Annotated in this window: 24 protein-coding genes and 1 tRNA gene; 9 read left to right on the top strand and 16 right to left on the bottom strand. The window is 64.7% G+C overall.

Features of this window, described 5'->3' with window-relative positions; all coding sequences use genetic code 11:
• Positions 1-91: 91 nt before the first annotated feature.
• From L6D64_RS03790 to L6D64_RS03770, 5 genes are read right to left on the bottom strand one after another with little or no spacing between them, the layout of a single operon-like run.
• Complete coding sequence (locus L6D64_RS03790) at positions 92-868, bottom strand: fimbrial biogenesis chaperone (RefSeq protein WP_176507480.1); 777 nt, start codon at positions 866-868, stop codon at positions 92-94.
• A 39-nt stretch (positions 869-907) separates the two neighbouring features.
• Positions 908-1411: a Csu type fimbrial protein gene (locus L6D64_RS03785; protein ID WP_176507479.1), complete on the bottom strand. Its 504-nt coding sequence runs from the start codon at positions 1409-1411 to the stop codon at positions 908-910.
• Positions 1412-1426: 15 nt separating this feature from the next.
• A complete protein-coding gene (locus tag L6D64_RS03780) occupies positions 1427-1960 on the bottom strand; it encodes a Csu type fimbrial protein (protein ID WP_054886267.1) in 534 nt (177 codons plus the stop codon).
• Positions 1961-1979: 19 nt separating this feature from the next.
• On the bottom strand, positions 1980-2516 hold the full coding sequence (locus L6D64_RS03775) for a Csu type fimbrial protein (protein WP_176507517.1): 537 nt from the start codon (positions 2514-2516) through the stop codon (positions 1980-1982).
• An 18-nt stretch (positions 2517-2534) separates the two neighbouring features.
• On the bottom strand, positions 2535-3062 hold the full coding sequence (locus L6D64_RS03770; protein WP_054886266.1) for a Csu type fimbrial protein: 528 nt from the start codon (positions 3060-3062) through the stop codon (positions 2535-2537).
• A gap of 270 nt (positions 3063-3332) precedes the next feature.
• Between L6D64_RS03770 and L6D64_RS03765 the strand changes: the two genes are divergently transcribed.
• The 3 genes from L6D64_RS03765 to L6D64_RS03755 are packed head-to-tail and all read left to right on the top strand — an operon-like array spanning position 3333 to position 8460.
• Positions 3333-5582 (top strand): ATP-binding protein, encoded by a 2250-nt coding sequence (locus L6D64_RS03765; RefSeq protein WP_176507478.1) that lies wholly within the window; start codon positions 3333-3335, stop codon positions 5580-5582.
• Positions 5583-5597: 15 nt separating this feature from the next.
• Positions 5598-6059, top strand: a complete 462-nt coding sequence (locus L6D64_RS03760; RefSeq protein WP_054886264.1) for a response regulator — start codon at positions 5598-5600, stop codon at positions 6057-6059.
• Positions 6060-6072: 13 nt separating this feature from the next.
• Positions 6073-8460, top strand: coding sequence for a hybrid sensor histidine kinase/response regulator (locus L6D64_RS03755; RefSeq protein ID WP_176507477.1), 2388 nt, complete (start codon positions 6073-6075; stop codon positions 8458-8460).
• 175 nt (positions 8461-8635) lie between these two features.
• Here L6D64_RS03755 and L6D64_RS03750 read toward each other — a convergent pair.
• A tRNA-Gln gene (locus L6D64_RS03750) sits at positions 8636-8710 on the bottom strand.
• Between the two features lie 270 nt (positions 8711-8980).
• Here L6D64_RS03750 and L6D64_RS03745 point away from each other — a divergent pair.
• Positions 8981-9223, top strand: coding sequence for a hypothetical protein (locus L6D64_RS03745; RefSeq protein WP_176507476.1), 243 nt, complete (start codon positions 8981-8983; stop codon positions 9221-9223).
• A gap of 106 nt (positions 9224-9329) precedes the next feature.
• Positions 9330-10418 carry a cell division protein ZapE gene (zapE, locus tag L6D64_RS03740; RefSeq protein WP_176507475.1) on the top strand — a complete coding sequence of 363 codons (1089 nt, stop codon included), beginning with the start codon at positions 9330-9332 and terminating at the stop codon, positions 10416-10418.
• Positions 10419-10513: 95 nt separating this feature from the next.
• Here zapE and L6D64_RS03735 read toward each other — a convergent pair whose 3' ends face one another.
• The gene (locus tag L6D64_RS03735; RefSeq protein ID WP_176507516.1) at positions 10514-12403 is read right to left on the bottom strand and encodes a propionyl-CoA synthetase; all 1890 of its coding nucleotides are present in this window, start codon (positions 12401-12403) and stop codon (positions 10514-10516) included.
• 180 nt (positions 12404-12583) lie between these two features.
• Between L6D64_RS03735 and L6D64_RS03730 the strand changes: the two genes are divergently transcribed.
• Entirely contained in the window at positions 12584-13450 is an 867-nt protein-coding gene (locus L6D64_RS03730) for a LysR family transcriptional regulator (protein ID WP_176507474.1), read from the top strand.
• Here L6D64_RS03730 and L6D64_RS03725 read toward each other — a convergent pair.
• The 5 genes from L6D64_RS03725 to L6D64_RS03705 all read right to left on the bottom strand — a co-directional run bounded on the left by L6D64_RS03725 (position 13424) and on the right by L6D64_RS03705 (position 17346).
• The gene (locus tag L6D64_RS03725; RefSeq protein WP_176507473.1) at positions 13424-14581 is read right to left on the bottom strand and encodes an HPP family protein; all 1158 of its coding nucleotides are present in this window, start codon (positions 14579-14581) and stop codon (positions 13424-13426) included. The genes L6D64_RS03730 and L6D64_RS03725 overlap by 27 nt on opposite strands.
• 156 nt (positions 14582-14737) lie before the next feature.
• Entirely contained in the window at positions 14738-16057 is a 1320-nt protein-coding gene (locus L6D64_RS03720) for an ATP-binding protein (protein WP_176507472.1), read from the bottom strand.
• Positions 16054-16722, bottom strand: coding sequence for a response regulator transcription factor (locus tag L6D64_RS03715; protein ID WP_176507471.1), 669 nt, complete (start codon positions 16720-16722; stop codon positions 16054-16056). The genes L6D64_RS03720 and L6D64_RS03715 overlap by 4 nt, the downstream gene beginning before the upstream one ends.
• 1 nt (position 16723) lies before the next feature.
• Positions 16724-17038 (bottom strand): PepSY domain-containing protein, encoded by a 315-nt coding sequence (locus tag L6D64_RS03710; RefSeq protein ID WP_176507470.1) that lies wholly within the window; start codon positions 17036-17038, stop codon positions 16724-16726.
• Entirely contained in the window at positions 17038-17346 is a 309-nt protein-coding gene (locus L6D64_RS03705) for a PepSY domain-containing protein (protein WP_176507469.1), read from the bottom strand. Before L6D64_RS03705 ends, L6D64_RS03710 begins: the two co-directional genes overlap by 1 nt.
• Positions 17347-17497: 151 nt before the next feature.
• Between L6D64_RS03705 and L6D64_RS03700 the strand changes: the two genes are divergently transcribed.
• Together L6D64_RS03700 and queD are read left to right on the top strand one after the other, a co-directional pair.
• Complete coding sequence (locus tag L6D64_RS03700; protein ID WP_176507468.1) at positions 17498-18577, top strand: patatin-like phospholipase domain-containing protein; 1080 nt, start codon at positions 17498-17500, stop codon at positions 18575-18577.
• A 53-nt stretch (positions 18578-18630) separates the two neighbouring features.
• A complete protein-coding gene (queD, locus tag L6D64_RS03695) occupies positions 18631-18987 on the top strand; it encodes a 6-carboxytetrahydropterin synthase QueD (RefSeq protein ID WP_176507467.1) in 357 nt (118 codons plus the stop codon).
• Positions 18988-19038: 51 nt separating this feature from the next.
• On the opposite strand, the gene L6D64_RS03690 is transcribed toward queD, so the two are convergent.
• Together L6D64_RS03690 and L6D64_RS03685 are read right to left on the bottom strand one after the other, a co-directional pair.
• Complete coding sequence (locus L6D64_RS03690; RefSeq protein ID WP_176507466.1) at positions 19039-19686, bottom strand: hypothetical protein; 648 nt, start codon at positions 19684-19686, stop codon at positions 19039-19041.
• Between the two features lie 74 nt (positions 19687-19760).
• Positions 19761-20228 carry a DUF1289 domain-containing protein gene (locus L6D64_RS03685; RefSeq protein WP_176507515.1) on the bottom strand — a complete coding sequence of 156 codons (468 nt, stop codon included), beginning with the start codon at positions 20226-20228 and terminating at the stop codon, positions 19761-19763.
• A 403-nt stretch (positions 20229-20631) separates the two neighbouring features.
• On the opposite strand from L6D64_RS03685, the gene acnB reads away from it, so the two are divergent.
• Entirely contained in the window at positions 20632-23241 is a 2610-nt protein-coding gene (gene acnB, locus L6D64_RS03680) for a bifunctional aconitate hydratase 2/2-methylisocitrate dehydratase (RefSeq protein ID WP_054883583.1), read from the top strand.
• 174 nt (positions 23242-23415) lie between these two features.
• On the opposite strand, the gene prpD is transcribed toward acnB, so the two are convergent.
• Positions 23416-24900: a 2-methylcitrate dehydratase gene (gene prpD, locus L6D64_RS03675; protein ID WP_176507465.1), complete on the bottom strand. Its 1485-nt coding sequence runs from the start codon at positions 24898-24900 to the stop codon at positions 23416-23418.
• A gap of 68 nt (positions 24901-24968) precedes the next feature.
• Positions 24969-26159, bottom strand: a complete 1191-nt coding sequence (gene prpF, locus L6D64_RS03670) for a 2-methylaconitate cis-trans isomerase PrpF (protein ID WP_176507464.1) — start codon at positions 26157-26159, stop codon at positions 24969-24971.
• Positions 26160-26168 lie beyond the last annotated feature (9 nt).

The following is a 26168-nucleotide window of genomic DNA, read 5'->3' as shown; positions in this document are numbered from 1 at the left end:
ACCAGCGGCGCGAAGCCCGCGACAGCCATTTCACACACGGATTCCGACCATTGCCACGTCCTCCATGGCGCTTGCCGCTCATTCAGCGGGCTCATTGCCCTTGCCGGATCGCTTCGGCCACCTCCTGGCCGTTCACCCTCCCCTTGATCACGCTGCCCGCGTTCGGCACCACAGGCGCCGGCCAACGCATGCTGGCCCCGGGTAGCACATAGCCAAGCAGGCCTTCGGCCAAGGGTTTGCCCTGACCACCCTGCTGCACCACCACATCGGTCAGGCGCGCATGCACCGGGCCGGTATTGCGCATTTCCACATAGGGTTTGCCCTGCACCGTCACCGCGCGCCAGCTGAGCTGCGGCTTGCCGACGCTGTCGGCGTTGCGCTTGCCTTGCGGGTCGGGCTTGCCCCACAAGCCTTCGCCATAGACGAACAACGGCACCGAATAGCGCATCTGCAGGCGGATCGCTGCGGTGGTGCCCTGGCTGGCAGTGTCGGTGGGCATCGGCGAGGGGATCTCGTCGATGATGATGCGGTAGGCCTGCTCCTGGCCGGCCGGCGAACTGCCCGTGCGGGTCAGGCGGATCAGCTGCTTTTGCCCGGGGGGGATAGTGGCCACCGGCGGGCTGCCGATGATCTCGCGCTGGGCCTGGAACTGCTCCTGATAGTCACCCTGGCGCCAGGCGAACACCCGTACCTGCAGGCTGGCCGGCGCCGTGCCGCGATTCTCCAGCCACAGGGCGCCGGCCTTCTGGTCAGCCTCCAGCACCGGGTCGATCGGCCAGATCAGCACCGAGGTGGCCGCCCCTGCCGGCAGGCTCGCCAACAGCAACAGACCGACCGCACCTTGCGCCCACTTCGCGCCTCCCCCCATGCCACTCTCCTTGGTCTTTTTTCTTGGGTGCTGGTGTGCTCACCAGGTCACCGATACCTGCACCACATCGGTGTAGGTCCCGGCCGGCAAAGTGCCGGGCAACTGGGTGCGGCCATACACCGGCAACTTGATGGCCGTGGCGTCGGTGTAGCTCACCGTCACGCTCTGGCCGATGCCCAGGACCTGGCTGTAGGCCGCGTCCCGGTACAACTGGTAGGCCAGCACCTGGGTGCCGCCCGAACGCTTGAGGTTGCGCGTACCACTGGTGCTGTTCTGGCCGCCGTCCAGGCTCATGCTCATGGTCACCCCCGGGGTGCACTGGAAGGTCACCGTGGCACCGCCCAGCGAGGTACTGAGAAGGCCGGTGGACAGTGCCGACTGGGTGCCGTAATCGAGCGCGCCGTAGCTGGTCACCCCGCCCACCACCAGGCAGCCGGCAACGACCTGCGCGCTGACCTGGAAGGTACTGCTGGTCGCGGCATCCAGGGGCACGGGCAGCCCCATGCCGAGCCCCGTCAGGCAACCCGTGAGCCAGTAACGCATGGCGCTGAGCATGGTTCAGAACGACAACTCGACTGCCACGGTGTCGGTGTACGTCCCGGCAGGAAGGCCCGCCTTGCCCCGCGCCTGGCCATACAGGTTGACGGTCTGCGCCACGCCAGTGCTGGTCGGCAAGGTGATGGTGCCGTCGATGGCCAGCAGCGTGGTGCGCCCGGCATCGGTGTAGAAGTCGTAGGGCACGAAATTGCCAGCGCCGTCAGCCAGCGCACGCGTGCCGCCGGTCGACTGGCCATCATGTGACCCGGCACGCACACGGATCGCCGGCACCGTGCCGGCCGAGCAGAGGATGCTCATGGCGCCACCGCCACCGCCCAGCACCTGGGCATTGGCGGTGGTGAACAGGGCTTCCTGGGTGCCAAAGTTCAGGGTACCGAAGTTCAGCCCCGAGGTACCGCCGGCGCCGTTGACCTGGCACGCCGAGGTCAGGGTCAGGGTCGAGGAGATGGTCCCGGTCACCGTAGCGGCCTGGGTGTGAGCTGCCATGGCCAGGCCGAGGCCGGCGAGCATGCAACGGGAAAAAGTCGTGCGCATCGGAGTCTCCTTGCGTCGTTTACCAGTCCAGGGTCACTCTCAGGGTGTCGCGGTACAGCCCAGCCGGCAGTGCGCGCGGCTGCGCCACTACCACACCGTAGATGGGAATAGGGATCTGCTCGGAACTGCTGACGGTAAAGGCACGGGCCTGGCCGATGCCGTAGCGGCTGTTGCCACCCGGATCGACTGCCAGTTGATAGGGGATCATTTCTCGGCCATTGCTGAGACGACGGACGCCATCGTCGCCATTGAGGCCACCATTGATGCGCACATTGAACGCCCGCACCTCTGGCGTGCAACTGATCCGCAAACTGCCCTCGCCACCCGCCTCGTCGACCCGACTGCGCAGCGGCGTGTCCCAGTTCGGGCCGCGCTCGCCGAAATCCATCAGGCCTGGATTGCCCAGCGTGGCTGGCGGCTGGTCACCGCTGTTGATCTGGCAGGCAGCGCTGATCACCAGCCGCGCCTGGATGAACCCTGTGGTGGTGCCATGTGCCGCGCTACTGGGCAACAGCAACGGGCCAAGGCTGAGCAGCAGGATCGAGGTACGGTTCAACATGTGCCGGGTGCCTCGCTACCAGGTGACCGTGACTTTGAGCCGGTCGGCGTACTGGCCGGCGCGTGGCACCCAGGCCAGCTTGTCGATGCGGGCGTAGAGCGGCAGCTCGACCGACCCGGTATCCGGCACACGCGCGGCATGCGCTTCACCGACAACCACCGGCTCGCGCCAGGCAGCATCACGGAATAGCCGATAAGGGATCGGTCTGGCCTTGGTGTCGTCGCTGGCGAGAAAGCGCAGCTCGCCGACGCCGCCATGCTGGCCACCGTCGACGCGCACTTGGTAAGCTGTGTCAGGGTTGCACTCGAGCCGTGGCGGGCGCTGGCTGAGCAATACGCCACTCAATGGCGCATCCGGGCCGTCCAGGCGTGCGGCAGCACCCAGGTCGATCCGACCCAAGGCCTGGGCGCCCGCGTCACGCTGCTGGGTAATCAGCATGCAGCCGCGCTGCACCAGTACCCGCACCTCGACCAGGAAGTCCGCCGCTACGGCACTGCCGCTCAACAACAGGCCAAACAGCGCGGCCAGAAAGCGTTCCGTCACTGGATGTTCCTTGTTTCTCTCGTGTGATTCTGAGCGTAGCAGCAGGTGACAGAACCGTGATGGCTGGGTGCCATTCTTTTGTGCTAACGCCAAAGCGGTAGCAGGCCAGCAAGAAATTTCCCAATCCCGGCGAACCCCGGGCCATCCCATGCCTCCAATGGCCATGGGCCGACAAAGCGATCGGCATTCTGCTAGGGTGGCCGGTAGCCAACCGCCCGCGTCCGTTGCCGGCGGCATGCATGGAAGAACTTCACAGGAGCGTTTCCACCAATGACTGCAGACAAAGCGCTCGACGCCGCCGTGGAGCGCTGCGCCGAAGAGCCGATCCAGGTGCCCGGCAGTATCCAGCCGCACGGCTTTCTGCTGGTGCTGGATGAACACGACCTGCGTATCCTCCAGGCCAGCGAGAACATCGAGCGCTGGTTGGGTGTACCGGCCAGGGAGCTGATCGGCTGTACCTTCGCTGACTTGGTCAGCGAGCGCTTCGACCTCCGCGCCCAGCTCGAACGCCTGCCGGACGACGAAGCGTTCCCGTTCCACATCGGCGATGTGCGCTTGCGCGAGGGCGCGCCGTGCAGCGACACACTGCGCCTGCTGACCCACCGTCACGACCAGGTGCTGATCGCCGAGTTCGAACCCTTCCGCCTGCCTGCGGACGTGACCGACCAGGGCGACTACTACCCACTGGTGCGCGGGTTCGTCAGCAGCCTGCACAACGCCGACAGCCTCGAAGAGCTGCTCCAGCAATGCGTGGTGCAAGTCAAGCGCATCACCGGCTTCGGCCGGGTCCTGGCCTACCGCTTCGACGTCGAGGGCAATGGCCAGGTGCTCGCCGAACTGGCCGACGCCGGTTACCCGAGTTACCTTGGCCTGCGCTTCCCTGCGACGGACATCCCGCGCCAGGCCCGCGACCTGTACCGGGTCAATCGCATCCGCGTGATCGAAGATGCCAACTACCGCGCCTCCCCCCTCCTGCCGGCGAACAACCCGCGCACTGGCAAGCCTCTGGACATGAGCTTCGCCGCCCTGCGCAGCGTGTCGCCGGTGCACCTGCAATACATGCGCAACATGGGCACCCTGGCTTCGATGTCATTGTCGATCGTGGTCGATGGCCAGCTCTGGGGCCTGATCTCCTGCCACCACGCCCAGCCGCGCGCGGTCGAGTTCCGCACCCGCACGGCCTGCGAACTGCTGGCCAGCGTGCTGTCGCTGCAGATCGAGAGCCGCGAATCGCACGCCAAGACCCGCCAGTTGCTCGAGCTGCGCCAGCACATCGTGCGCATGATCTCGTCGATGGCCGACCACGACAGCGTCAGCGATGGCCTGTGCGACTTGCCCGAGGTGCTGCTGGCATTCGCTGGCGCCAGCGGCGCGGCGATCATCTCCGCCGAGCGCTGCGAGCTGGTCGGCCAGACCCCGCCTGCGGCGCAGGTCACGGCCCTGGTGCACTGGCTGGAACAGCGCGGCGAAGAAACGGTATTCCACAGCGACAACCTGCGCCGTGACATCGATGAACTGCCAGAACTGGCCGCCTATGCCGGCGGCGTGCTGGCCGTGGCCATCTCGCAGATCCACTCGCACTACCTGCTATGGTTCCGCCCCGAGCAGGTGCGTACCGTCGACTGGGCCGGGCGCCCCGACAAGCAGATCGACGCCCAGGGTACGCTCAACCCGCGGCACAGTTTCGAGCGCTGGCGAGAACAGATCAGCGGCTACAGCGCCCCCTGGGACCCGCTGGTCATCGAAGGCGTGCTCGAATTGCGCACGGCAGTGCTGGGTATCGTGCTGCGCAAAGCCGAGGAGCTGGCGCAACTGGCCAACGAGCTGCGCCGCTCGAACAAGGAACTCGAAGCCTTCTCCTACAGTGTGTCCCATGACCTGCGCGCCCCGTTGCGCCACATCGCCGGCTACACCGAGCTGCTCGGCGAGATCGAGGGCCAGGGCTTGAGCGAGCGCGGTAAACGCTTCCTGCAGCACATCGAGGAAGCCGCGCGCTTTGCCGGCAGCCTGGTCGACAACCTGCTCAATTTCTCGCAGATGGGCCGCTCGGCCCTGCGCCTGTCGGATGTCGACCTCAATGCGCTGGTCGACGCCATCCGCCAGGACCTGGCCCCGGACTATGCAGGCCGCGAAATCGTCTGGGATATCGCGCCGCTGCCCAAGGTCATCGCCGACCCGGCGTTCATCAACCTGGCCTTGCACAACCTGATCGCCAACGCCATCAAGTACACCCGTGGCCGTGAACCCGCCCACATCGCCATCGGGTCCGAGCAAAACCACGACGAGACGCAGATCTACATCCGCGACAATGGTGTAGGCTTCGATATGGCCTACGCCAACAAGCTGTTCGGGGTGTTCCAGCGCCTGCACCGCATGGAAGACTTCGAAGGCACCGGGATCGGCCTGGCCAGTGTGCGGCGGATCATCGAGCGTCATGACGGGCGAGTCTGGGCCGAAGGCCATGTCGACCAGGGTGCCTGCTTCTACTTCACCCTGCCCCGTCACCCCGCAACCACCTGAGGTACCCGTATCACCATGCTCAAACCAATCTTGCTGGTCGAAGACAACCCCCGGGACCTGGAGCTGACGCTCCTGGCCCTGGAACGCAGCCAGCTGGCCAACGAAGTGATCGTCCTGCGCGACGGCGCCGATGCCCTCGACTACCTGTTGCGCCGCAACACTTACCACGAGCGTGCCGACGGCAACCCGGCCGTCCTGCTGCTGGACCTCAAGCTGCCGAAAGTCGACGGCCTGGAAGTGCTCAAGGTGGTGCGTACCACGCCCGAGCTGCGCAGCATCCCCACAGTGATGCTGACCTCCTCGCGGGAAGAGCCCGACCTGCTGCGCGCCTACGAGCTTGGGGTCAACGCCTATGTGGTCAAGCCCGTGGAGTTCAAGGAGTTCGTCGCGGCGATTTCCGACCTTGGCGTGTTCTGGGCGGTGCTCAACGAACCGCCTCCCGGTTCGCTGCGCCTGAACCGCCGTGGCAGCCACTGAGGCCCCCGCAGAGATGTTGCCCACACCACTCAAGTTGCTGATGGTCGAAGACAGCTCGATGGACGCCGAGCTGACCCTGATGCGCCTGGAGCGCAGCGGATTGCAGGTGCAATCGCAGCTGGTTTTCGACCATGTCGGGGTCGAGCACGCCCTGCTTGAAGGCAGTTTCGACCTGATCCTGTGCGACTGCGTGCTGCCCGGGTCGTCCGGTACCGAAGTGCTGGCCATCGCCCAGCGCCTGGCGCCAGACACGCCGTTCATCTTCCTCTCGGGCATCTATGGCGAAGAGCATGCGGTCGAGATGATTCGCCTGGGCGCCACCGATTATGTGCTGAAGAAGAACCTGCCGCTGTTGCCCAAGGCCGTACGCAGGGCCTTGTCCGAAGTGCAGGAACGCCAGCGTCGGCGCCGGGCCGAGGAAGCCCTGGCTGATGTCGAGGCACGCGCGCGCATCGCCATCGATGCCGCCGGCATGGGCACCTGGGACTTCCGGCCGCAACAAGGCCACCTGGTGTGGGACGTGCGCTGCAAGACCCTCTTCGGCCTGCCGGCCGAGACCGAGATGAGCCTTGAGGTGTTCTACGCCGGCATCTACCCCGACGACCGCGCCAAGGTGCGCGAGGCCGTCGAGCAGGCCATGCGCCCGGACAGCGACGGCCTGTACCGGGTCGAGTTCCGCATTGCCCAACCTCATGGCCTGGAACCGCGCTGGCTGCTCAGCAGCGGCCAGTGCCAGTTCGTCGATGGCCAGTGCACGCGGTTTACCGGTGTATTGCAGGACATCCATACCCAACGCCAGGCGACCCTGGCGCTCAAGCAGCTCAACGAGATGCTCGGCGAACGGGTCGAGCGCCGTACCCGTGAGCGCGACCGCGCCTGGGAGCTGTCCCAGGACTTGCTCGCCGTGCTCAACAAGGACCTGACCCCGGTGGCCCTCAACCCGGCCTGGGAGGCCAGCCTGGGCTTTTCCCGCGAGCGTCTGAGCCAGGCTTCGCTGCTGCACCTGCTGCCTGAGGCGGATCAGGAAGCGCTGCTGACCGAACTGGCCGCCCTCGCCCATGGCCGCACCAGTGCGCGCTTCGTCGGCCGCATCCAGCACGCGGGCGGCCAGTTGCGCTGGCTGTCCTGGGTCGTGGTACCGGAAGATACCCTGCTCTACGTGGTGGCGCGGGACATCACCAGCGAACGGGAAACCGCCCTGGGCCTGGCCGAAGCCAACAACCGCCTGCGCGAACAGATCGCCGAGCGCGAACGCATCGAGGCGGCACTGCAGCAAATGCAGCGGCTGGAGGCCGTCGGCCAGCTCACTGCCGGGGTCGCCCACGATTTCAACAACCTGCTCACGGTCATCCTCACCGGCGCCAGCTTCCTGGAGCGCGACCTGGCCAAGGGGGACCTGGCCAAGGCCCGCAGCCGCCTCACGCATATCCGCGAAGCCGGTGACCGCGGCGCCAAGCTGACCTCGCAACTGCTCGCGTTCTCCCGTCGCCAGCGCCTGGAGCCGGTGCCGCTGAACCTGAACCGCACCCTTACCGGCCTGGAAGAACTGCTGCGCCGCACCCTCGGCGGCAATATCCGCGTGCGCCTGGACCTGGACCATAGCCTGTGGCAGGCGCTGACCGACCCGACCCAGACCGAGATGATCATCCTCAACCTGGCGATCAACGCCCGCGACGCCATGCCTGAAGGCGGCCAGTTGACCCTGTCGACCCGCAACACGCGCATCAATGCCCGCCCGCAGCGCCCGGAAGACCCGGAGCCCGGCGAGTACGTGATGCTGAGCATTCGCGACACCGGCTGTGGCATGAACGAAGAGGTGCTGGCCAAGGTGTTCGAGCCGTTCTTCACCACCAAGGACATCGGCAAGGGCTCTGGCCTGGGCCTGGCCCAGGTGTTCGGCTTCGCCAAGCAGTCCGGTGGCGGTGTGCGCATCGATACCGAGCCTGGGCATGGCACCCTGGTGGCGGTGTACTTGCCGGCAGTGAAGCAGGAGGTGGCCATCGATCCCGTCGCGCCGATCGCCGCACTGACCATCGACGACAGTGGCAGGGACCGCACGGTGCTGCTGGTGGATGACGATCACCTGGTGCGCGACCTGCTCGGTGACGTGCTGCGCCAGTACGGCTACCAGGTGCGCCAAGCGCACAGCGGGGAGCAGGCGCTGGCCTTGCTGGACGACGATATCGACCTGCTACTGACCGACTTTGCCATGCCCGAATTCAACGGCGGGCAACTGGCCATGGCGGCGCGCGACCGCTACCCGCAATTACCGGTGGTGTTCCTGACCGGGTATGCGGAACTGCAAGGGCTGGAATTACCGGGGAGCCTGGTGATGCAGAAGCCGGTGCAGGCCGATGAGCTGGCCAGGATGTTGAATGAACTGCTGCGCGCAACCGGTTAGATTCGCTTTGCCTGCACCGGCCTCTTCGCAGGCACGCCCGCTCCCACAGATACCGCGCTGTAATCACTGTGGGAGCGGGTTTACCCGCGAATAGGCCGGAGCAGGAAACAGAAACGACAAAACCAGCGCTGACGATCGTCTGCACTGACTGGGAAATTTCTGACTGAAGAGAAAATGGCAGGGGCGGCTGGATTCGAACCAACGCATGGCAGGATCAAAACCTGCTGCCTTACCGCTTGGCGACGCCCCTGTATCGGATGCAGCTGACGCTGACCTGACAATTCCAACTGAGTGACAACCGGGTTGTTGTCTTGGAATGCGCGGCACTTTAACACATTGATTCAGCCTGTAAACCCCCTTCGTGAAAAAAAATGCCTTAAAACAGCAAGTTAGTGTTCACGAGCCGATTCTGCAGGCCGCTCCGGCAACCATTCGTCGTATTTATACCGCTGCGCTTCAACGCAATCGCATTCCTCCCTTCCAATCAGTTAAGTGAATTGAACCGACCAAGGAGGACCCCATGCCCGTTTCCCACGACCTTTACCAGGACCTGCACTACCCCCGCGAAATCGTCCAGCAGCGGCGCCAGCAGGACAAGACCCTGGACCGGCTGCTCGACGAGTATGTGGATATCGACAACCAGGTGCTGGCCGCCGAATCGATCTCGGCCGGCAACTTCGTCGACGAAGACCTGCGACACCTGAAGGAGCGCCGGTTGGCCGTGAAGTACATGATCGAGCGCCAGCTGGAGCGCAAGGCCTGAACACATCGTGCCAGGCGATAGATGCCTGGCACTTTTTGTATTGGTCAAAACCGCTCGCCTCGGGCAAGCTGCGCGCAGCCCCGCATTTGCCCAAGGAGGCTTCACCTTGCCCGCCTGGATCCCTGCACCCTTGCGCCAGCTCAGCCAGCGCCTGCGCACTGCCGCGCCTCAACAGAGCGAATTGCTCAGCTGGTTCGAAGACAAGGCCGCCAGCCGCGGCTATCAGCTCAGCGATGGCCAGCGCCGGGTCATCGACAGCATGGCCGCGCAGATTGCGCGTCTGCTGGAGGGAGGCCAGCCTCGCAGCCTGTACCTGTACGGCTCGGTCGGCCGTGGCAAGAGCTGGCTGCTCGATGGCTTTTTCCAGGCGGTGCCGGTAGCGGCCAAGCGGCGCCTGCACTTCCACGACTTTTTTGCCCGCCTGCACCAAGGCATGCACCAGCACCGCCTGCTGGACGATGCGTTGGGCGCCACCCTGGACGAGCTGCTGGGCGGCTGCCAGGTGCTGTGCTTCGATGAGTTTCACGTGCATGACATCGGCGATGCCATGCTGCTCACCCGACTGTTCAACGCCTTGTTCGCCCGCGGTATCTTCCTGTTGGTGACCTCCAACTACGCGCCTGAAGGGCTGCTGCCCAACCCGCTGTACCACGAACGCTTCCTGCCGGTGATCCGCCTGATCAACGGTTCGATGGAGGTGCTCGAAGTGGGCGGCGACACGGACTTCCGCAGCCTGCCAGCCAACCGTGAGCAGCAGCGCTTTACCCAAGGGCACTATGTGTGGCCGGGGGATGCGGCGCAGCGCCAGGCGCTGAACGTACCCGATGAGCAACCGGTGGTGCTGGAGGTGAACAAACGCCCGCTGCGCGCCCTGGCTATCGATGGCCAGCGCGTGGTGCTGGCCTTTGACGACCTGTGCGAGAAGGCCACGGCGGTGATCGACTACCTGGTGCTGGCCGGGCAATACGACGAGTGGATCATCGATGGGCTGGATGATCTGTCGGAATGTTCGCTGGCGGCGCAGCAGCGCTTCGTCAACCTGGTTGACGTGCTGTATGACCAGGATCGGCAAGTGACCGTGATCGGCAAGCGGCCGCTGGAAGAAAGCCTTGGCGGGCCACTGGCCGACCTGATGCGGACCCGGAGCCGGCTGGGGCAGCTACATCAGGCTGGCCCCGAAAGCTTTATTGCCTGACCCGGCCTCTTCGCGGCTAAAGCCGCTCCTACAGGGTCAGCGCCGTCCCTGTAGGAGCGGATTTATCCGCGATGAGGCCGTAACAGGTCAACCCATCAGCCAGCCCTGGGCAGATCCGCCAACACCACCTCGATCTCCCCCAACACCGCCGGATCATCCAGGGTCGAAGGCGGTACATAAGCCTGCCCATCGGCAATCTTGCGCAGTACCGCCCGCAGGATTTTCCCCGAACGGGTCTTGGGCAAACGCTTCACCAGGCGCACCCGGTTGAAACACGCCAGCGCGCCGATTTCCTCACGCACCCTGCCGACCAATTCCACCAGCAACTGCGCTTCGGCTATGCCCTCGCCATCCTTGAGCACCACCAGCGCCAGCGGCACCTGGCCCTTGATCTCGTCATGCACACCGATCACCGCACACTCGGCCACCGCCGGGTGACGGGCGACCAGGTCTTCCATCTCCCCCGTGGACAGCCGATGCCCGGAGACGTTTATCACGTCGTCGGTGCGGCCCATGATGTAGACGAAGCCCTCCTCATCGAGGTAACCGCCGTCACCCGTGTGGTAATAGCCAGGGTAGGTCTGCAGGTAGGCTTGCAGGTAACGTTCATGGTCGCCCCACAAGGTCTGGCTGCACCCGGGCGGCAGTGGCAGGGCAATGACGATGGAGCCCTGTTGGTCGGGCCCCAGCAGATGCCCGTCGTCATCCAGCACGCGCACGTGATAACCCGGCACCGCACGGTTGCTCGAACCCGGCCGCGCCGCACTGCCTTCCAGCCCCACGCAAGGCGCGGTGACCGGCCAGCCAGTCTCGGTCTGCCACCAGTGGTCGTGCACCGGTTTGCCGGTGACTTGCTCCAGCCACTGGTGCGTACTGGAATCGAGTTTTTCCCCGGCCAGGAACAGCTGGCGCAACGAGCTCAGGTCATGCTTGCCGATCAGCTCGCCTTCCGGGTCTTCCTTGCGGATCGCCCGCATGGCCGTCGGCGCGCAGAACAAGGCATTGACCTGGTACTGCTCGACCACCCGCCAGTACGCCGAGGCGTCCGGCGTGCGGATCGGCTTGCCCTCGTAGAACACCGTGGTGCAACCGCTCATCAGTGGCCCGTAGACGATCAGCGAATGGCCAACCACCCAGCCGACATCGGAAATGCCCCACCATACATCCCCGGCCTGCATGCCGTAGATATGACGCATCGCATAGCAAAGCGCGACCGCGTTGCCACCATTTTCGCGGACGATGCCCTTGGGTTTGCCGGTGGTACCGGAGGTGTACATGATGTACAGCGGGGCGCCGGCCTCCAGCTCGACGGGCGCCACCGGCTCGGCACCGGCCAAGGCCTGCTGCCAGTCCAGGTCACGGCCTGCCAGCAACTGCGCACGGGCCTGGGGCCGTTGCAGCACCAGCACATTACGGGGCTGATGGCGGGCCAGCTGCAGGGCGCGGTCGACCAGCGGCTTGTATTCGATTACCCGGTCGAACTCCAGGCCACAGGACGCGGTGAGCACCAGCGTGGGCCGGGCATCATCGATGCGCAGCGCCAGCTCGTTGGCGGCAAAGCCACCGAACACCACCGAATGCACCGCGCCGATTCGCGCACAGGCGAGCATGGCCATCGCGGCCTGCGGCACCATCGGCATGTAGATGATCACCCCGTCGCCCTGGCCCACGCCCAACTGCCGCAGCAGGCCGGCCAGGCGCGCCACTTCGTCGCGCAGCTGGTGGTAGGTGAAGGACTGTTGCACACCGGTCACGGGGGAGTCGTAGATCAGCGCCAGCTGCTCACCCCGGCCCAGTTCGATCTGCCGGTCCAGGGCCAGGTAACAGCTATTCAGGCGACCGTCGGCGAACCAGCGGTGGGTACCGTCAGGGTTGTTCTGCAAGGTCTGCGAGGGTTGCCGATACCAGGCCAGGGCTTTGGCCTGCTCGGCCCAGAAAGCCGCAGGGTCGGCAATGGATTGGGCGTAGCTGTGCTGGTAGGTCATGTCGATGAAAACCCGGTACTTGTTGTTATTGAAGGGCGGATAGTGAGTATGGCCTGCCACACCGGGGCCGCCAGGGGACTAAAGTCACAACGGACCTGCAAATTTGCAGACCTGACAGAAATGCCCCACGACGGTGCCAAGCCTCTAGAATAGGCCGCCACTCCCGCCACAGAGCAGCTCATGGACATCGATCAGGCCCGAACCTTCCTGGAAATCGTGCGTTGCGGCAGCCTGGTCGCCGCTGCCGAACGCCTCTTCGTTTCGCAGACCGCGATCACCGCCCGTGTGCAGCGCCTGGAGCGGCAACTGGGCTGCCAGCTCTTTGTGCGCAGCCGCAACGGCGCCACCCTGACCAGTGATGGCGAAGCCTTCGTCAGCTATGCCAACCAGCTGGTGCAGACCTGGGAAGCGGCACGCCGCGACCTGCCGCTGCCCGCAGGCTGCCGGCAGGTGCTGCATGTGGGCGCGGAGGTGAGCCTGGGCAACCCGATGCTGCTCGACTGGGTCGGCGCCTTGTACCGCGAGCTGCCCAGCCATGCCATCCGCAGCGAGGTGAGCGATGGCGAGTCGTTGCTGCACAAGGTGGAGATGGGCCTGCTCGACGCCGCACTGGTCTACCAGCCGACCTACGGCCCGGGGCTGCAGGTGGAGCAACTGATGGAGGAAAAGCTGATCCGCGTGCGCCGGGTCTCGCAACCCGAGCCCTATATCTACATTGACTGGGGCGAAGCCTTCCGCCGCCAACATGACGCCGCCCTGCCCGACTGCGCACGCCCGGCGCTGAGTTTCAACCTCGGGCCGTTGGCCCTGCAGTTCATCCTCGAGCAAGGTGGCAGCGGCTACTTCCGCACCCGCGTGGTCCAGGCCTACCTGGAGAGTGGTGTGTTCGAGCGGGTGCCACAGGCGCCGGAATTTACCTACCCGACCTACCTGGTCTACTCGCGCAAACGCGACAGCGAAGCCCTGCAGCAGGCCTTCACGGTGCTGCGCCGGCAGTTGGCAGCCGGCGCCAGCGACTGGTCACAACGCTGGGACCCGGCTATCTGAGGTATCGCCGGCCGCACTGAGCAACTGGCGCTTGAGGCCGGCGATCAGGTCGGTCTGGGTGACCACGCCAACCAATTGCTCGCCATCGAGCACCGGCAGGCAGTGCAAACCCTGCTCGCACAGCAGCGGCAACAGGCGCTCCAGCGGGTGCTGGCTGCTGACGCTGACCACCCGCCGGCTCATCACCTGCTCCATGCGCACGGCCTTGCGACCGAACAGGCCGCGCCAGCTGAATTGGCCACGCTGCATGGCCGCGCCCGCCAGGTCACTGAGGCTGACAATGCCCACCAGCTTGCCCTGCTGCAACACCGGCAAGGTTTTCAGGTGATGGTCAGCGAGCATTGTCCAGGCCTGCTCCAAGGAGGTGTCCGGCGTAGCGAACTGCACGTCGCGGGACATGACCGCGCCGGCAGTGATGCCGCCCAGGCTACGCTGCAGCGCGTGCTGTTCCGTGGCAAGAATGATGCGCTCCAGTTCGTCGCGGGTGACATCGACAAACTCACCCAACTCTTCCAGGGCCTGGTCCAGGTCAGCGCCACTGATACCCACGCGCTCGCTGGGCAGCGGGTCGTGGGTGTGGTGCATGTCCTTGCGCGGCGCCCCGGCTTTCGGGTACTGCACACCGGTGAGCCGGTTGTAGATCACGGCCACGGCCACCAGGATCAGCACATTGAGCAGTACCGGTTCGAGCAGGTGATCGCCCATGGCCGTCAGGCCCGGGTCGGCCAGGACCGCGCTCACCGCCACCCCACCTCCCGGCGGGTGCAGGCAACGCAGCAGGCACATCACCAGGATCGAAAGCCCCAAGGCAACGGCCGCTACCCAGAGCTCTGGGCCAAACCCCTGGCGCAGGGCCAGACCGACTGCACCGGCCAAGGCATAGCTGCCGAGCACTGGCCAAGGCTGCGCCAAGGGCCCGGAATGCACGGCGAACACCAGCACTGCCGAGGCCGCCAACGGGCCGAGCAGGTGCAGGGCAATGCCCGGCCCATAGGCCAGGCTGGTCAGCCAGCCGGCGAGGAACAGGCCGAGCAACGCACCGATAGCGGCACGCAAGCCTTGTTTGGGAGGGATGTTCAGGGGGGCTGGCAACAGCCGCTGAAGACGACTTTCAGAACGCATGGCAGACATTCAAGTAATCGGGATCTGTAGTTTTCTGTTTAAAAACAAGGGCATTGTGCCGGCAGGAGGAAGACAGGGCTAATTCAAAAAAATGCGCCTGTACTGCAATTTTTTTGCAGTACTGAACGGGCACCGGGGCATCGGGGCACGCGGCGTGCCCTGGCACTACCGAACCTTGCGCGGCAACTCGATGCTCACCCGCAGCCCGCCCAAGGGGCTATCCAGCAACGCCAGTTGCCCGCCCCAAGCCTCGACGATGTCGCGCACGATGCCGAGCCCCAGCCCGTGCCCGTCGACCTGTTCATCCAGCCGCGAGCCGCGCTCCAGCACCTGCAGGCGCTGGTTTTGCGGAATCCCCGGGCCATCGTCATCGACCCATAACCGATAGCCCCCGGCTGTCGGCGCGATCTTCAGCCGCACTTCGCTGTCGGCCCATTTGCAGGCGTTGTCCAGCAGGTTGCCGAGGAGCTCCAGCACGTCTTCGCGATCCCAGGGCAGCAGCAGGCCCGGTGGGGCATCGTGCTCGAGCAGCAAGCCCTCGCCATGGATCATGGCCAAGGTCGAGAGCAAGCCAGGCAGTTCGGCATCACAGTCGAACTGCGCCCCAGGCAAGGCATCACCGGCCAGGCGGGCGCGGTTCAGCTCACGGGCCAGGCGCTGCTGGATCTGCTCCAGCTGTTCACGCAACTGCGCCTGCACCTCAGGCAGGCCCTGCAAGCGCTCACTGGATGCCAGGCTGAGCAGCACCGCCAGCGGCGTCTTCAGTGCATGGCCGAGGTTGCCCAGGGCATTGCGCGAGCGGCGCAGGCTGTCTTCGGTATGGCTGAGCAAGTGGTTGATCTGGTCCACCAGCGGCGCCAGCTCGCTGGGCACCTCGGCATCGAGTTGCGAGCGTTGGCCTTGCTGCAGCTGGGCGATCTGCTGGCGTGCGCGCTCCAGCGGGCGCAACGAGCGGGTGACGGTGATGCGCTGCAGCACCAGCACGATCAGCAATGCCACCAGCCCCATCCCCAGGCCGATCTGCTGCAAGCGGCGGAAACCGTCGCGAACCGGCGAGTAGTCCTGTGCCACGCTGATCGAGATGTCTTGGCCCAGGCGCCGGTAATCGGCGCGCAAGGCCAACAGTTGCTGGCCTTCCGGGCCCAGCTCGTGACTATCGGACAAGCCCGGCGTGGCCGGCTTGGGCATGTCCAGGTCCCACAGCGAGCGCGAACGCCAGGTGCCCTGGTCTAGATCGATGCGGAAGTAGTACCCCGAAAAAGGCCGCTGATAGGCAGCGGAAATGCGCCGCTCATCCAGCTGCAGGCCATTCGGCCCGCGCACCAATGCCACCAGCAGGTTCTTGCTTTCCTTGCGCAGGCCGTTTTCCAGGTAGCGTTGCAAGCCTGCCTCGAACAGCCACAGGGTCAATTGCGCCAGTACCACCCCGACCAGCACCAGCACGGCGACCAGGCCCAGGCTCAGGCGCGCCTGGATGGACTTCACCCGGCGCTCCCGGCATAGATGTAGCCTTGCCCGCGACGGGTCTCGATGACGCTGCGACCCAGCTTGCGCCGCAGGTGGTTGACGTGCACCTCCAGCACATTGGAATCGCGCTCGGTCTCGCCGTCGTAAAGGTGCTCGGCCAGGTGGCTCTTGGACAGGATCTGCTGGGGGTGCAGCATGAAGTAGCGCAACAGGCGGAACTCCGCAGCGGTGAGCTGGATGTCGACGCCCTCGCGGCTCACGCACTGACGGCTTTCATCCAGTTGCAGGCCTGCAGCTTCCAGTGTCGGCTGGTTGGCCAGGCCGCGGGCACGGCGCAGCAGGGCCTGGATGCGCAGCTGCAGTTCCTCGGGGTGAAAGGGCTTGCTCAGGTAGTCGTCCGCCCCGGTCTTCAAGCCCTCGATACGTTCCGCCCACGACCCGCGCGCCGTGAGGATCAGCACCGGCGTGGCGAGACCGCCGGCACGCCATTGCGCCAGCACCTCCAGGCCCGGCAAGCCCGGCAAGCCGAGGTCGAGGATGATCAGGTCATAGGGTTCGCTCTGGCCCTGGTACACCGCGTCGCGGCCATCGGCCAGCCAGTCCACGGCATAACCCTGGCGCTGCAGGCTGGTGGTCAGTTCGTCGGCCAAGGGCACGTTGTCTTCGACAAGCAGCAAGCGCATGTCAGTCGTCTTCCTCGTCTTTGAGCAGGGCGCCGCTGCTGGCATCGAGCTTGACCTCGCGCACCACGCCGTCCTGGGTCAGCAGCTCGACTTCATATTCGTAGCGGCCGTCGTCTTCTTCCAGCTCGGCCTCCAGCAGGCGCGCCCCGGGGTAACGCCCCAGGGCGGTATCCAGCAATTGCTCGAGCGGCAGGATGATGCCCTTCTGCCGTAGCTTCAGGGCTTCGTCCTGGTCCAGGTCGCGGGCAACGGCCAAGGAGCACACGGCCAGCAACGACAGCGCCAGGTATCGCGCCGGCCGGAGTAAGTGGATCATCAGCGGTCCTGCTCGTCCTTCAGCACTTCACCGGTCTTGGCATCCAGGTCGACGTCCCACTCGACGTTCTGCGTGTCGCGCAGTTCGACCTTGTAGATGTAGCGGCCATATTCGTTTTCCAGCTCCGAGTCGGTGACGGTGGCGCCTGGGTGCTTGGCCACGGCAGCGGCCTTGAGTTCATCGAGCGACTTGATGGTCTTGGCATTGACCAGCTTGACCACTTCGTCAGGCTGGACGTCCTTGGCGAAGGCGGCATTGGCGCCCAGGGCAAGGGCGGCGGCGGTGAACAGGGCAGTCAAAGTTTTCATGAGGCTCTCCTGAGCGAGGTTCAAGTTGTCTACGGGGCTAAGACTAACCAGCGGTCCTTAATTCAACCTGAAAACAGCTGGCGCCATGATAGCGCAGCTGTAACGGTCTCAAGCCCCTATAATGACCGCCTTGTTACCTGCGAGATCCGTCATGAGCGCCATTCACATCAAATACCCTGCACTCACCTTCAAGGCTGGCCAGCGCGCTATACGCCAGATTCGCGAAAAGGGACTGCAGGCAAGCGATGTCGGTGTGCTGCCAGGCGCGGCAGGTGGCCCAAAGCCGCTGGGCATCCAGGGCCTGGACCTGGCACTGTTCGGTGAATGGCTGCCCTCGGCACCTCGACAACGCGCGCTGATCGGCGCCTCGATCGGCTCCTGGCGTTTCGCCAGTGCCTGCCTGGACGACCCGGTCGCCGGCATCCGCCGCCTGGGCGAGCTTTATACCGAGCAGGACTTCGCCAAAGGCGTCACCCCCGCCGAGATCAGCCGCAGTTGCCAGCGCATGCTCGACGACCTGCTGCAGGGCCGCGACGGGCAGATCCTCGCCAACCCGCACTACCGCCTGAACATCCTGGTAGTAAAGAGCCACGGCCAGCTCGCGCATGACCATCGCGGCCGCCTGAGCATGGGCCTGGGCTCGGTGATCGCCAGCAACCTGCTGGGGCGCTCGCGCCTGGCGCGGCATTTTGAAAGGATCATCCTGCATGATGAGCGCAGCGCGCCGCCGCTCGATGCGCTGACCGACTTCCCCTCGCGCTGCCTGCCACTGGACCTGGCCAACCTGCGCCAGGCCCTGCTCGCCTCGGGTTCGATCCCGATGGTGATGGAAGGCGTGCGCGACATCCCCGGTGCTGGCGCCGGCACCTATCGCGACGGCGGCCTGCTCGACTACCACCTGGACCTCCCCTACCGCGGAGATGACCTGGTGCTTTACCCGCATTTCACCGACAAGGTGGTACCCGGCTGGTTCGACAAGGCGCTGCCCTGGCGCCGGGGTGATGCCACGCGCTTGCAGAACGTGCTGCTGATGACGCCTTCGCCGCAGTACCTGGCCGCCCTGCCCTTCGGCAAGCTGCCCGACCGCAACGACTTCAAGCGTTTCATGGGTGATGCGCCGAGCCGCAAGCGTTACTGGTACAAAGCGATCGCCGAAAGCCAGCGCCTGGGCGACGAATTGCTCGAACTGATCGCCACCGGGCGGTTGCACGAACGCCTGCAAGCCTTGTAGCGGGCATGCTGGTAGACTGCGCGCATTATTGATTCATACAGAGTTACGATAGCGTGGAAATCTTCAAGGAATTTACCTTCGAATCGGCTCACCGCCTGCCTAACGTCCCTGCCGGGCACAAGTGCGGCCGCCTGCATGGCCACTCGTTCAAGGTCGGCCTGCACCTGACCGGTCCGCTCGACCCGCACACTGGCTGGATCCGTGACTTCGCCGAGGTCAAGGCGATCTTCAAGCCGATCTACGATCAGCTGGACCACAACTACCTGAACGACATCCCTGGCCTGGAGAACCCGACCAGCGAAGTGATCGCCAAGTGGATCTGGGACCAGGTCAAGCCGCTGATGCCGGAGCTGTCCAAAGTCCGCATCCACGAGACCTGCACCAGCGGCTGCGAATACAGCGGCGACTGATCCGCCCTTGGCCAGCCTTCGGCCCTGGCGGACCGAGGGCTGGCCATGCACTCAGAGCTCTTCGAAATGGTGAGGCATGCTGAGGATCTGCATCGACACCAGGCCGGCCTCGCCTTTTCGGCTATTGAAGAAGCGGTCACTGTAGCGGGTGTAACGCAGGATCTTCTCACCGCCCGGGGTGAGCAGCTGAAGATTGAAGAGCTGGTCGCCCTCGCCGATCTTCTCCTGATCGAAACCCTCGATCCGCCACAGCCGCGCGTCACCTGCCTTGGACTGCACGCCCTGGGCTTCGCTGGCTTCCCAGATGCCGACATAACCTGAGAACACGCTGGCGTTGTAATCCAGCACCCAGTCGGAAACCTTGTGGGCGCGGTCAGCCGGCCGTATCTCGTAGAACAGTGGCTTGTCGGCGGCATAGCTGCCCTTGGCGTAGGCGCCAAACCAGAACAGCTCGTAATAGCGCTGGCCAGGGTTGGCATAATCAGAACGGTCCAGGGGCTTCTCCAGCACGCCGTCCGGTTCGGCCTGCAGATACCGGTCATAGTGCCCGTTGGCGCCGCGGCTGCCTGTCTGCACCCAGATCGCCCCCAGCTGGCGCTCGCGTGCTGGCGTCGCCGCTGTCACGCTGCGCACACCGGAGCCCTGCCACCAGCAGCGGGCCAGAAAGGTAAAGCGGGGATTGAATACATAATGGCTCATGCTGACTCTCCTGGTCAGACTGAAAGAGCCGCTACGCTAGTGAAGTTGCGCTCACCCGAGCAGCAGGAAGCCGCTCACTGCATGCCCTGCTTGAGGAAGGCTGGCGCGATGTAGCGCTGGTAGTGCGCCTCGGACAACAGGAAGAACTCGCGGTCGATGGCATCGCGCAGTTGCGGCAGCTCCCAGCCACGAAACTCCGGCAGCAGCACCATGCCGTAGGCTTCCAGGTCGCGGATCATGCGGGCGCCACGGGCAATCAGCTGGTACGCCCAGCAATATTCCGACTGCTGCTCGACGAAGCGGATCGAACGCTGCTGCAACTGCTGGCGCAGGAGGTTTTTATCGAAAACTTCGAGCTTGGCCATCATCACCTGTACCAACAGTTGTTCCAGGCGCAGCCAGACGGCGCGCTTCTGCTCGTCGTCGTAGCCGTTCCAGTTGATCACCTCGTGGTGGAAGCGCTTGCAGCCACGGCAAACGGTGTCCCCATAGACGGTGGAACAGAGGCCGACACACGGGGTCTTGATGGACTGGTTGGACATTGAAAACAACGGCTTGGCGGTGGAACACGGGGTCATGTTAGCCCTTTGTCTAACCAGGGTCACCCGTTAAAGTCATGATCGCTGCCTTACCTTCGGGCTTTTTTTGCCGTAGAATCATCCCGCCTTTTCAAGGCAACAATGTCCGTTGGAAGCTGTTTTCAAAGCGTCACGAGCACAGTTCATCCGGTAGAACGGCGTTGGCCCGGGCCATGCACCCTCGCATGCCCGTGCCAGCCCTCATCAGCTCCCGTTCTGCAGGCGTAAAACTTTGAAAGCAGCTTCTGTAAGGATTCTTTGCGACTCTGGCTGGGCGGCCCACAAAGCCGTGGCAGCGCATGGGTGCATCGAATGCTGGATGAGCGTCCCGGACCCCCTTTAGGGACCACTGATGAGGGTAATAACTGTGCTTGAAGCCTACCGCAAACACATCGAAGAGCGTGCCGCCCTGGGTATCGTGCCCCAGCCGCTGAACGCCGAACAAACTGCAGGCCTGGTCGAGCTGCTGAAAAACCCGCCGGCCGGCGAAGAAGCCTTCCTCGTAGACCTGATCACCAACCGCGTTCCGCCAGGGGTCGACGAAGCTGCCTACGTCAAGGCCGCTTTCCTCTCCGCCGTCGCCAAGGGCGAAGCCAAATCGCCACTGATCGACCGCAAGCACGCTGCTGAACTGCTGGGCACCATGCAGGGCGGCTACAACATCGAGACGCTGGTCGCGCTGCTCGACGACGCCGAACTGGGCGCCGTCGCGGCCGAACAGCTCAAGCACACCCTGCTGATGTTCGATGCCTTCCACGATGTGGCCGAAAAAGCCAAGGCCGGCAACGTTCACGCCAAGGCCGTGCTGGAATCCTGGGCTGCAGGCGAGTGGTTCACCTCGCGTCCGGCCATCGCCGACAAGTACACCCTGACCGTGTTCAAGGTGCCTGGCGAAACCAACACCGACGACCTGTCCCCTGCCCCGGACGCCTGGTCGCGCCCTGACATCCCGCTGCACGCCCTGGCCATGCTGAAAATGGCCCGTGATGGCATCGAACCACAGCAGCCTGGTTCGGTCGGCCCGCTGGCACAGATCGAAGCGGTCAAGGCCAAGGGCTTCCCGGTTGCCTACGTCGGTGACGTGGTCGGTACCGGTTCTTCGCGTAAATCCGCCACCAACTCGGTGCTGTGGTTCTTCGGCGACGACATCCCGTACGTGCCGAACAAGCGCGCCGGTGGCTTCTGCTTCGGCACCAAGATCGCCCCGATCTTCTACAACACCATGGAAGACGCCGGCGCCCTGCCGATCGAATTCGACTGCACCAACCTGGCCATGGGCGACGTCATCGACGTCTACCCGTTCAAAGGTGAAGTGCGCCGTCACGGCAGCGACGAGCTGGTCACCGAGTTCGCGCTGAAAACCGAAGTACTGCTGGACGAAGTCCGCGCTGGCGGCCGTATCCCGCTGATCGTTGGCCGTGGCCTGACCGAAAAGGCCCGAGCCGAACTGGGCCTGGGCCCTTCCGACCTGTTCAAGAAGCCAGAGCAGCCTGCCGACACCGGCAAAGGCTTCACCCTGGCGCAGAAGATGGTTGGCCGCGCCTGTGGCCTGCCAGAAGGCCAGGGCGTGCGCCCGGGTGCCTACTGCGAGCCGAAGATGACCACCGTCGGTTCCCAGGACACCACTGGCCCGATGACTCGCGACGAACTGAAAGACCTGGCGTGCCTGGGCTTCTCCGCTGACCTGGTGATGCAGTCGTTCTGCCACACCGCAGCCTATCCGAAGCCGATCGACGTCAACACCCACCACACCCTGCCAGACTTCATCCGCACCCGTGGCGGCGTGTCGCTGCGCCCAGGCGATGGCATCATCCACAGCTGGCTGAACCGCATGCTGATGCCTGACACCGTAGGTACCGGTGGTGACTCGCACACCCGCTTCCCGATCGGCATCTCGTTCCCGGCCGGTTCCGGCCTGGTGGCCTTCGCCGCCGCCACCGGCGTCATGCCGCTGGACATGCCAGAATCGATCCTGGTGCGCTTCAAGGGCAAACTGCAACCTGGCATCACCCTGCGTGACCTGGTTCATGCCATCCCTTACTACGCGATCCAGAAGGGCCTGCTGACCGTCGAGAAGAAAGGCAAGAAGAACGCCTTCTCCGGCCGCATCCTGGAAATCGAAGGCCTGGACGACCTGACCGTCGAGCAAGCCTTCGAGCTGTCCGACGCCTCGGCCGAGCGTTCCGCCGCAGGCTGCACCATCAAGCTGCCGGAAAAGGCCATCGCCGAGTACCTGCAGTCCAACATCACCCTGCTGCGCTGGATGATCGGCGAAGGCTACGGCGATGCCCGCACCCTGGAGCGTCGTGCCCAGGCCATGGAAGCCTGGCTGGCCAAGCCTGAGCTGCTGTCGGCCGACGCCGATGCCGAATACGCCGAAATCATCGAAATCGACCTGGCCGACGTCAAGGAGCCTGTGCTCTGCGCGCCGAACGACCCGGACGATGCCCGCCTGCTGTCCTCGGTACAGGGCGAGAAGATCGACGAAGTGTTCATCGGTTCGTGCATGACCAACATCGGTCACTTCCGCGCTGCCGGCAAGCTGCTGGACAAGGTCAAGGGCGGTATCCCGACCCGTCTGTGGCTGGCCCCGCCGACCAAGATGGACGCCCACCAGCTGACCGAAGAAGGCTACTACGGCATCTACGGCAAGGCCGGTGCACGCATGGAAATGCCAGGCTGCTCGCTGTGCATGGGTAACCAGGCACGTGTGCAGACCGGTTCGACCGTGGTTTCCACCTCGACCCGTAACTTCCCGAACCGTCTGGGCGACGCCACCAATGTGTACCTGGCCTCGGCCGAGCTGGCTGCGGTCGCATCGATCCTCGGCAAGCTGCCGACCGTCGAAGAGTACATGCAGTACGCCAAAGACATCGACAGCATGGCTGCCGACGTCTACCGCTACCTGAGCTTCGACCAGATCGCCGAGTTCCGTGAAGCGGCTGCCAACGCCAAGATCCCGGTGGTTCAGGCGTAAGCTGAGTTGTAAGCAGTAAAACAAAGCCCCGGCAGCGATGCCGGGGCTTTTTTGTGCCTCCTGTACAGGCCTCTTCGCGGCTAAAGCCGCTCCCACAGGGACCCCACAGTTTTCAGGACCTGTGGAGAACCTGTGGGAGCGGCTTTAGCCGCGAAGAGGCCGACGCAGGCAACCTCAGATCACGAACAGATCCACAAACCTGTGCACCGCCATCTGCTCCAGCTTCTGCTGGTCCTTGCACAGCTCGAAAATCTGCTGACACCGCTGCCGCACAAAGCGCGTTGCCAGGTTGCTCCTGAACTTGGCCTCCAGCAGCGGTATCCCCTCCTCACGCCGCCGCCGATGCCCGATCGGGTACTCCACCAGCACCTGCTCGGTACAGCTGCCATCCTTGAAGAACACCTGCACGGCATTGGCGATCGAGCGCTTGTCGGCTTCCAGATACTCGCGACTGAAGCGCGGGTCTTCAACCACCTCCATTTTCTCGCGCAGGCGATCGATGCTCGGGTGATTGGCATGGAAGGCATCTTCATAATGCTCGGCCACCAGGTGGCCGAAGATCAGCGGCACCGCCACCATGTATTGCAGGCAATGGTCACGGTCAGCGGCATTGGCCAACGGGCCGCTCTTGGAAATGATACGGATCGCCGATTCCTGGGTGGTGATGACGATGCGGTCGATCTCATGCAGGCGGTTACGCACCAGAGGGTGCAGGGTGACCGCCGCCTCACAGGCGGTCTGGGCGTGGAATTCGGCCGGGAAGCTGACCTTGAACAGCACATTCTCCATCACGTAACTGCCCAGGGGTTGCGGCAGACGCAGCTCATACTGGCCGGAGGGCTTCACCGCCAGGTCCTTGTTGGTGTGGCTGAACGAGACGTCATGAAACCCCCACTGCGGCGCAGTCAGCACGCCCGGCACGCCCATCTCGCCACGCAGCGCGATATCGGCCAGGCGCACGCCGCGGCTGGAAGCGTCCCCGGCCGCCCAGGACTTGCGCGAGCCGGCATTGGGGGCATGGCGATAGGTGCGCAGCGCCTGGCCATCGACGAAGGCATGGGACAAGGCCGATAACATCTGCTCGCGGTTGGCACCCATCAGCCGGGCGCACACGGCGGTGGAGGCTACCTTGACCAGAATCACGTGATCCAGGCCGACGCGGTTGAATGAGTTTTCCAGCGCCAGCACGCCTTGGATCTCGTGGGCCATGACCATCGCTTGCAGCACCTCACGCATCAGCAGCGGCGCCTCACCAGCAGCCACGCGCTTCTGTGACAGGTGATCGGCAACGGCGAGGATGCCGCCAAGATTGTCCGAAGGATGCGCCCACTCGGCAGCCAGCCAGGTGTCGTTATAGTCCAGCCAGCGCACGGTGCAGCCGATGTCCCAGGCGGCCTTGACCGGGTCGAGGCGATAGGCGGTACCCGGTACGCGCGCACCATTGGGCACCACGGTGCCTTCCACCAGCGGGCCAAGGAGCTTGGTGCACTCGGGGAAGCGCAAGGCCAGCAGGCCGCAGCCGAGGGTGTCCATCAGGCAGTTGCGTGCGGTGTCCAGGGCTTCAGGGGATTCGACGCGGTAGCCGAGGGCGTAGTCGGCGAGGGTTTGCAGCACCCGGTCGTAGTCCGGGCGGTCGTTCAGGTCCACGTTGGCGCTCATAGCCAGCTCCTGTGAAGTTGGGGCCGCTTTGCGGCCCTACTCATCCCAAGCCGAGCGCCAGTGGTGCGTTAGAAGCTGTCGCCAGGCACGCGAACCCAGCCCTCCATCAGCACGCGAGCACTGCGGCTCATGATTGCCTTGGTCACCGTCCATTCGCCATCCACCTGGCGCGCCTCGGCACCAACCCGCAGCGTGCCGGACGGATGGCCAAACCGCACGGCACTGCGCTCGCCCCCGCCCGCGGCGAGATTGACCAGCGTGCCCGGAATGGCAGCAGCGGTGCCGATGGCCACGGCTGCGGTCCCCATCATCGCGTGGTGCAGCTTGCCCATCGACAGCGCACGCACCAGCAGGTCGATGTCACCGGCCGCAACCGCCTTGCCACTGGACGCAGTGTAGGTGCTCGGCGGCGCAACGAAAGCCACCTTCGGCGTGTGCTGACGCCCGGCAGCCTGGTCGACATGCTCGATCAGGCCCATGCGCACGGCTCCGTAGGCACGAATGGTCTCGAAGCGCTGCAGCGCCTGGGGGTCGCCATTGATCGCATCCTGCAACTCGGTACCGGTGTAACCGATGTCGGCGGCATTGACGAACACGGTCGGGATGCCAGCGTTGATCAAGGTCGCCTTGAAGGTGCCCACCCCCGGCACTTCCAGGTCGTCCACCAGGTTGCCGGTGGGGAACATTGCCCCACCGTCGCCATCCTCGTCGGCGGCCGGATCGAGGAACTCCAATTGCACTTCGGCGGCCGGGAAGGTCACGCCGTCGAGTTCGAAGTCGCCGGTTTCCTGCACTTCACCTTCGGTGATCGGCACATGGGCGATGATGGTCTTGCCGATGTTGGCCTGCCAGATGCGCACAGTGGCGATGCCATTGCGCGGAATGCGCGCCGGGTCGACCAGGCCGTTGCTGATGGCGAACGAGCCGACCGCCGCAGACAGGTTGCCGCAGTTGCCGCTCCAGTCGACGAAAGCCTTGTCGATGGCGACCTGGCCGAACAGGTAGTCGACATCGTGCCCGGGCTTGATGCTCTTCGACAGGATGACCGTCTTGCTGGTGCTCGAAGTGGCGCCGCCCATGCCGTCGATCTGTTTGGCATAAGGGTCGGGGCTGCCGATTACCCGCAGCAGCAAGGCGTCGCGGGCCGGGCCCGGGACCTGGGCCGTTTCCGGCAGGTCTTGCAGGCGGAAGAACACGCCCTTGCTGGTGCCGCCACGGATGTAAGTGGCGGGGATTTTCACTTGCGCTACATGTGCCATGTTCAAGTC

The organism is Pseudomonas urethralis (assembly GCF_021602465.1).
In the GTDB taxonomy this organism is placed as follows: Bacteria; Pseudomonadota; Gammaproteobacteria; order Pseudomonadales; family Pseudomonadaceae; genus Aquipseudomonas; species Aquipseudomonas vlassakiae.
This window is presented reverse-complemented; position numbering and strand designations above follow the sequence as displayed.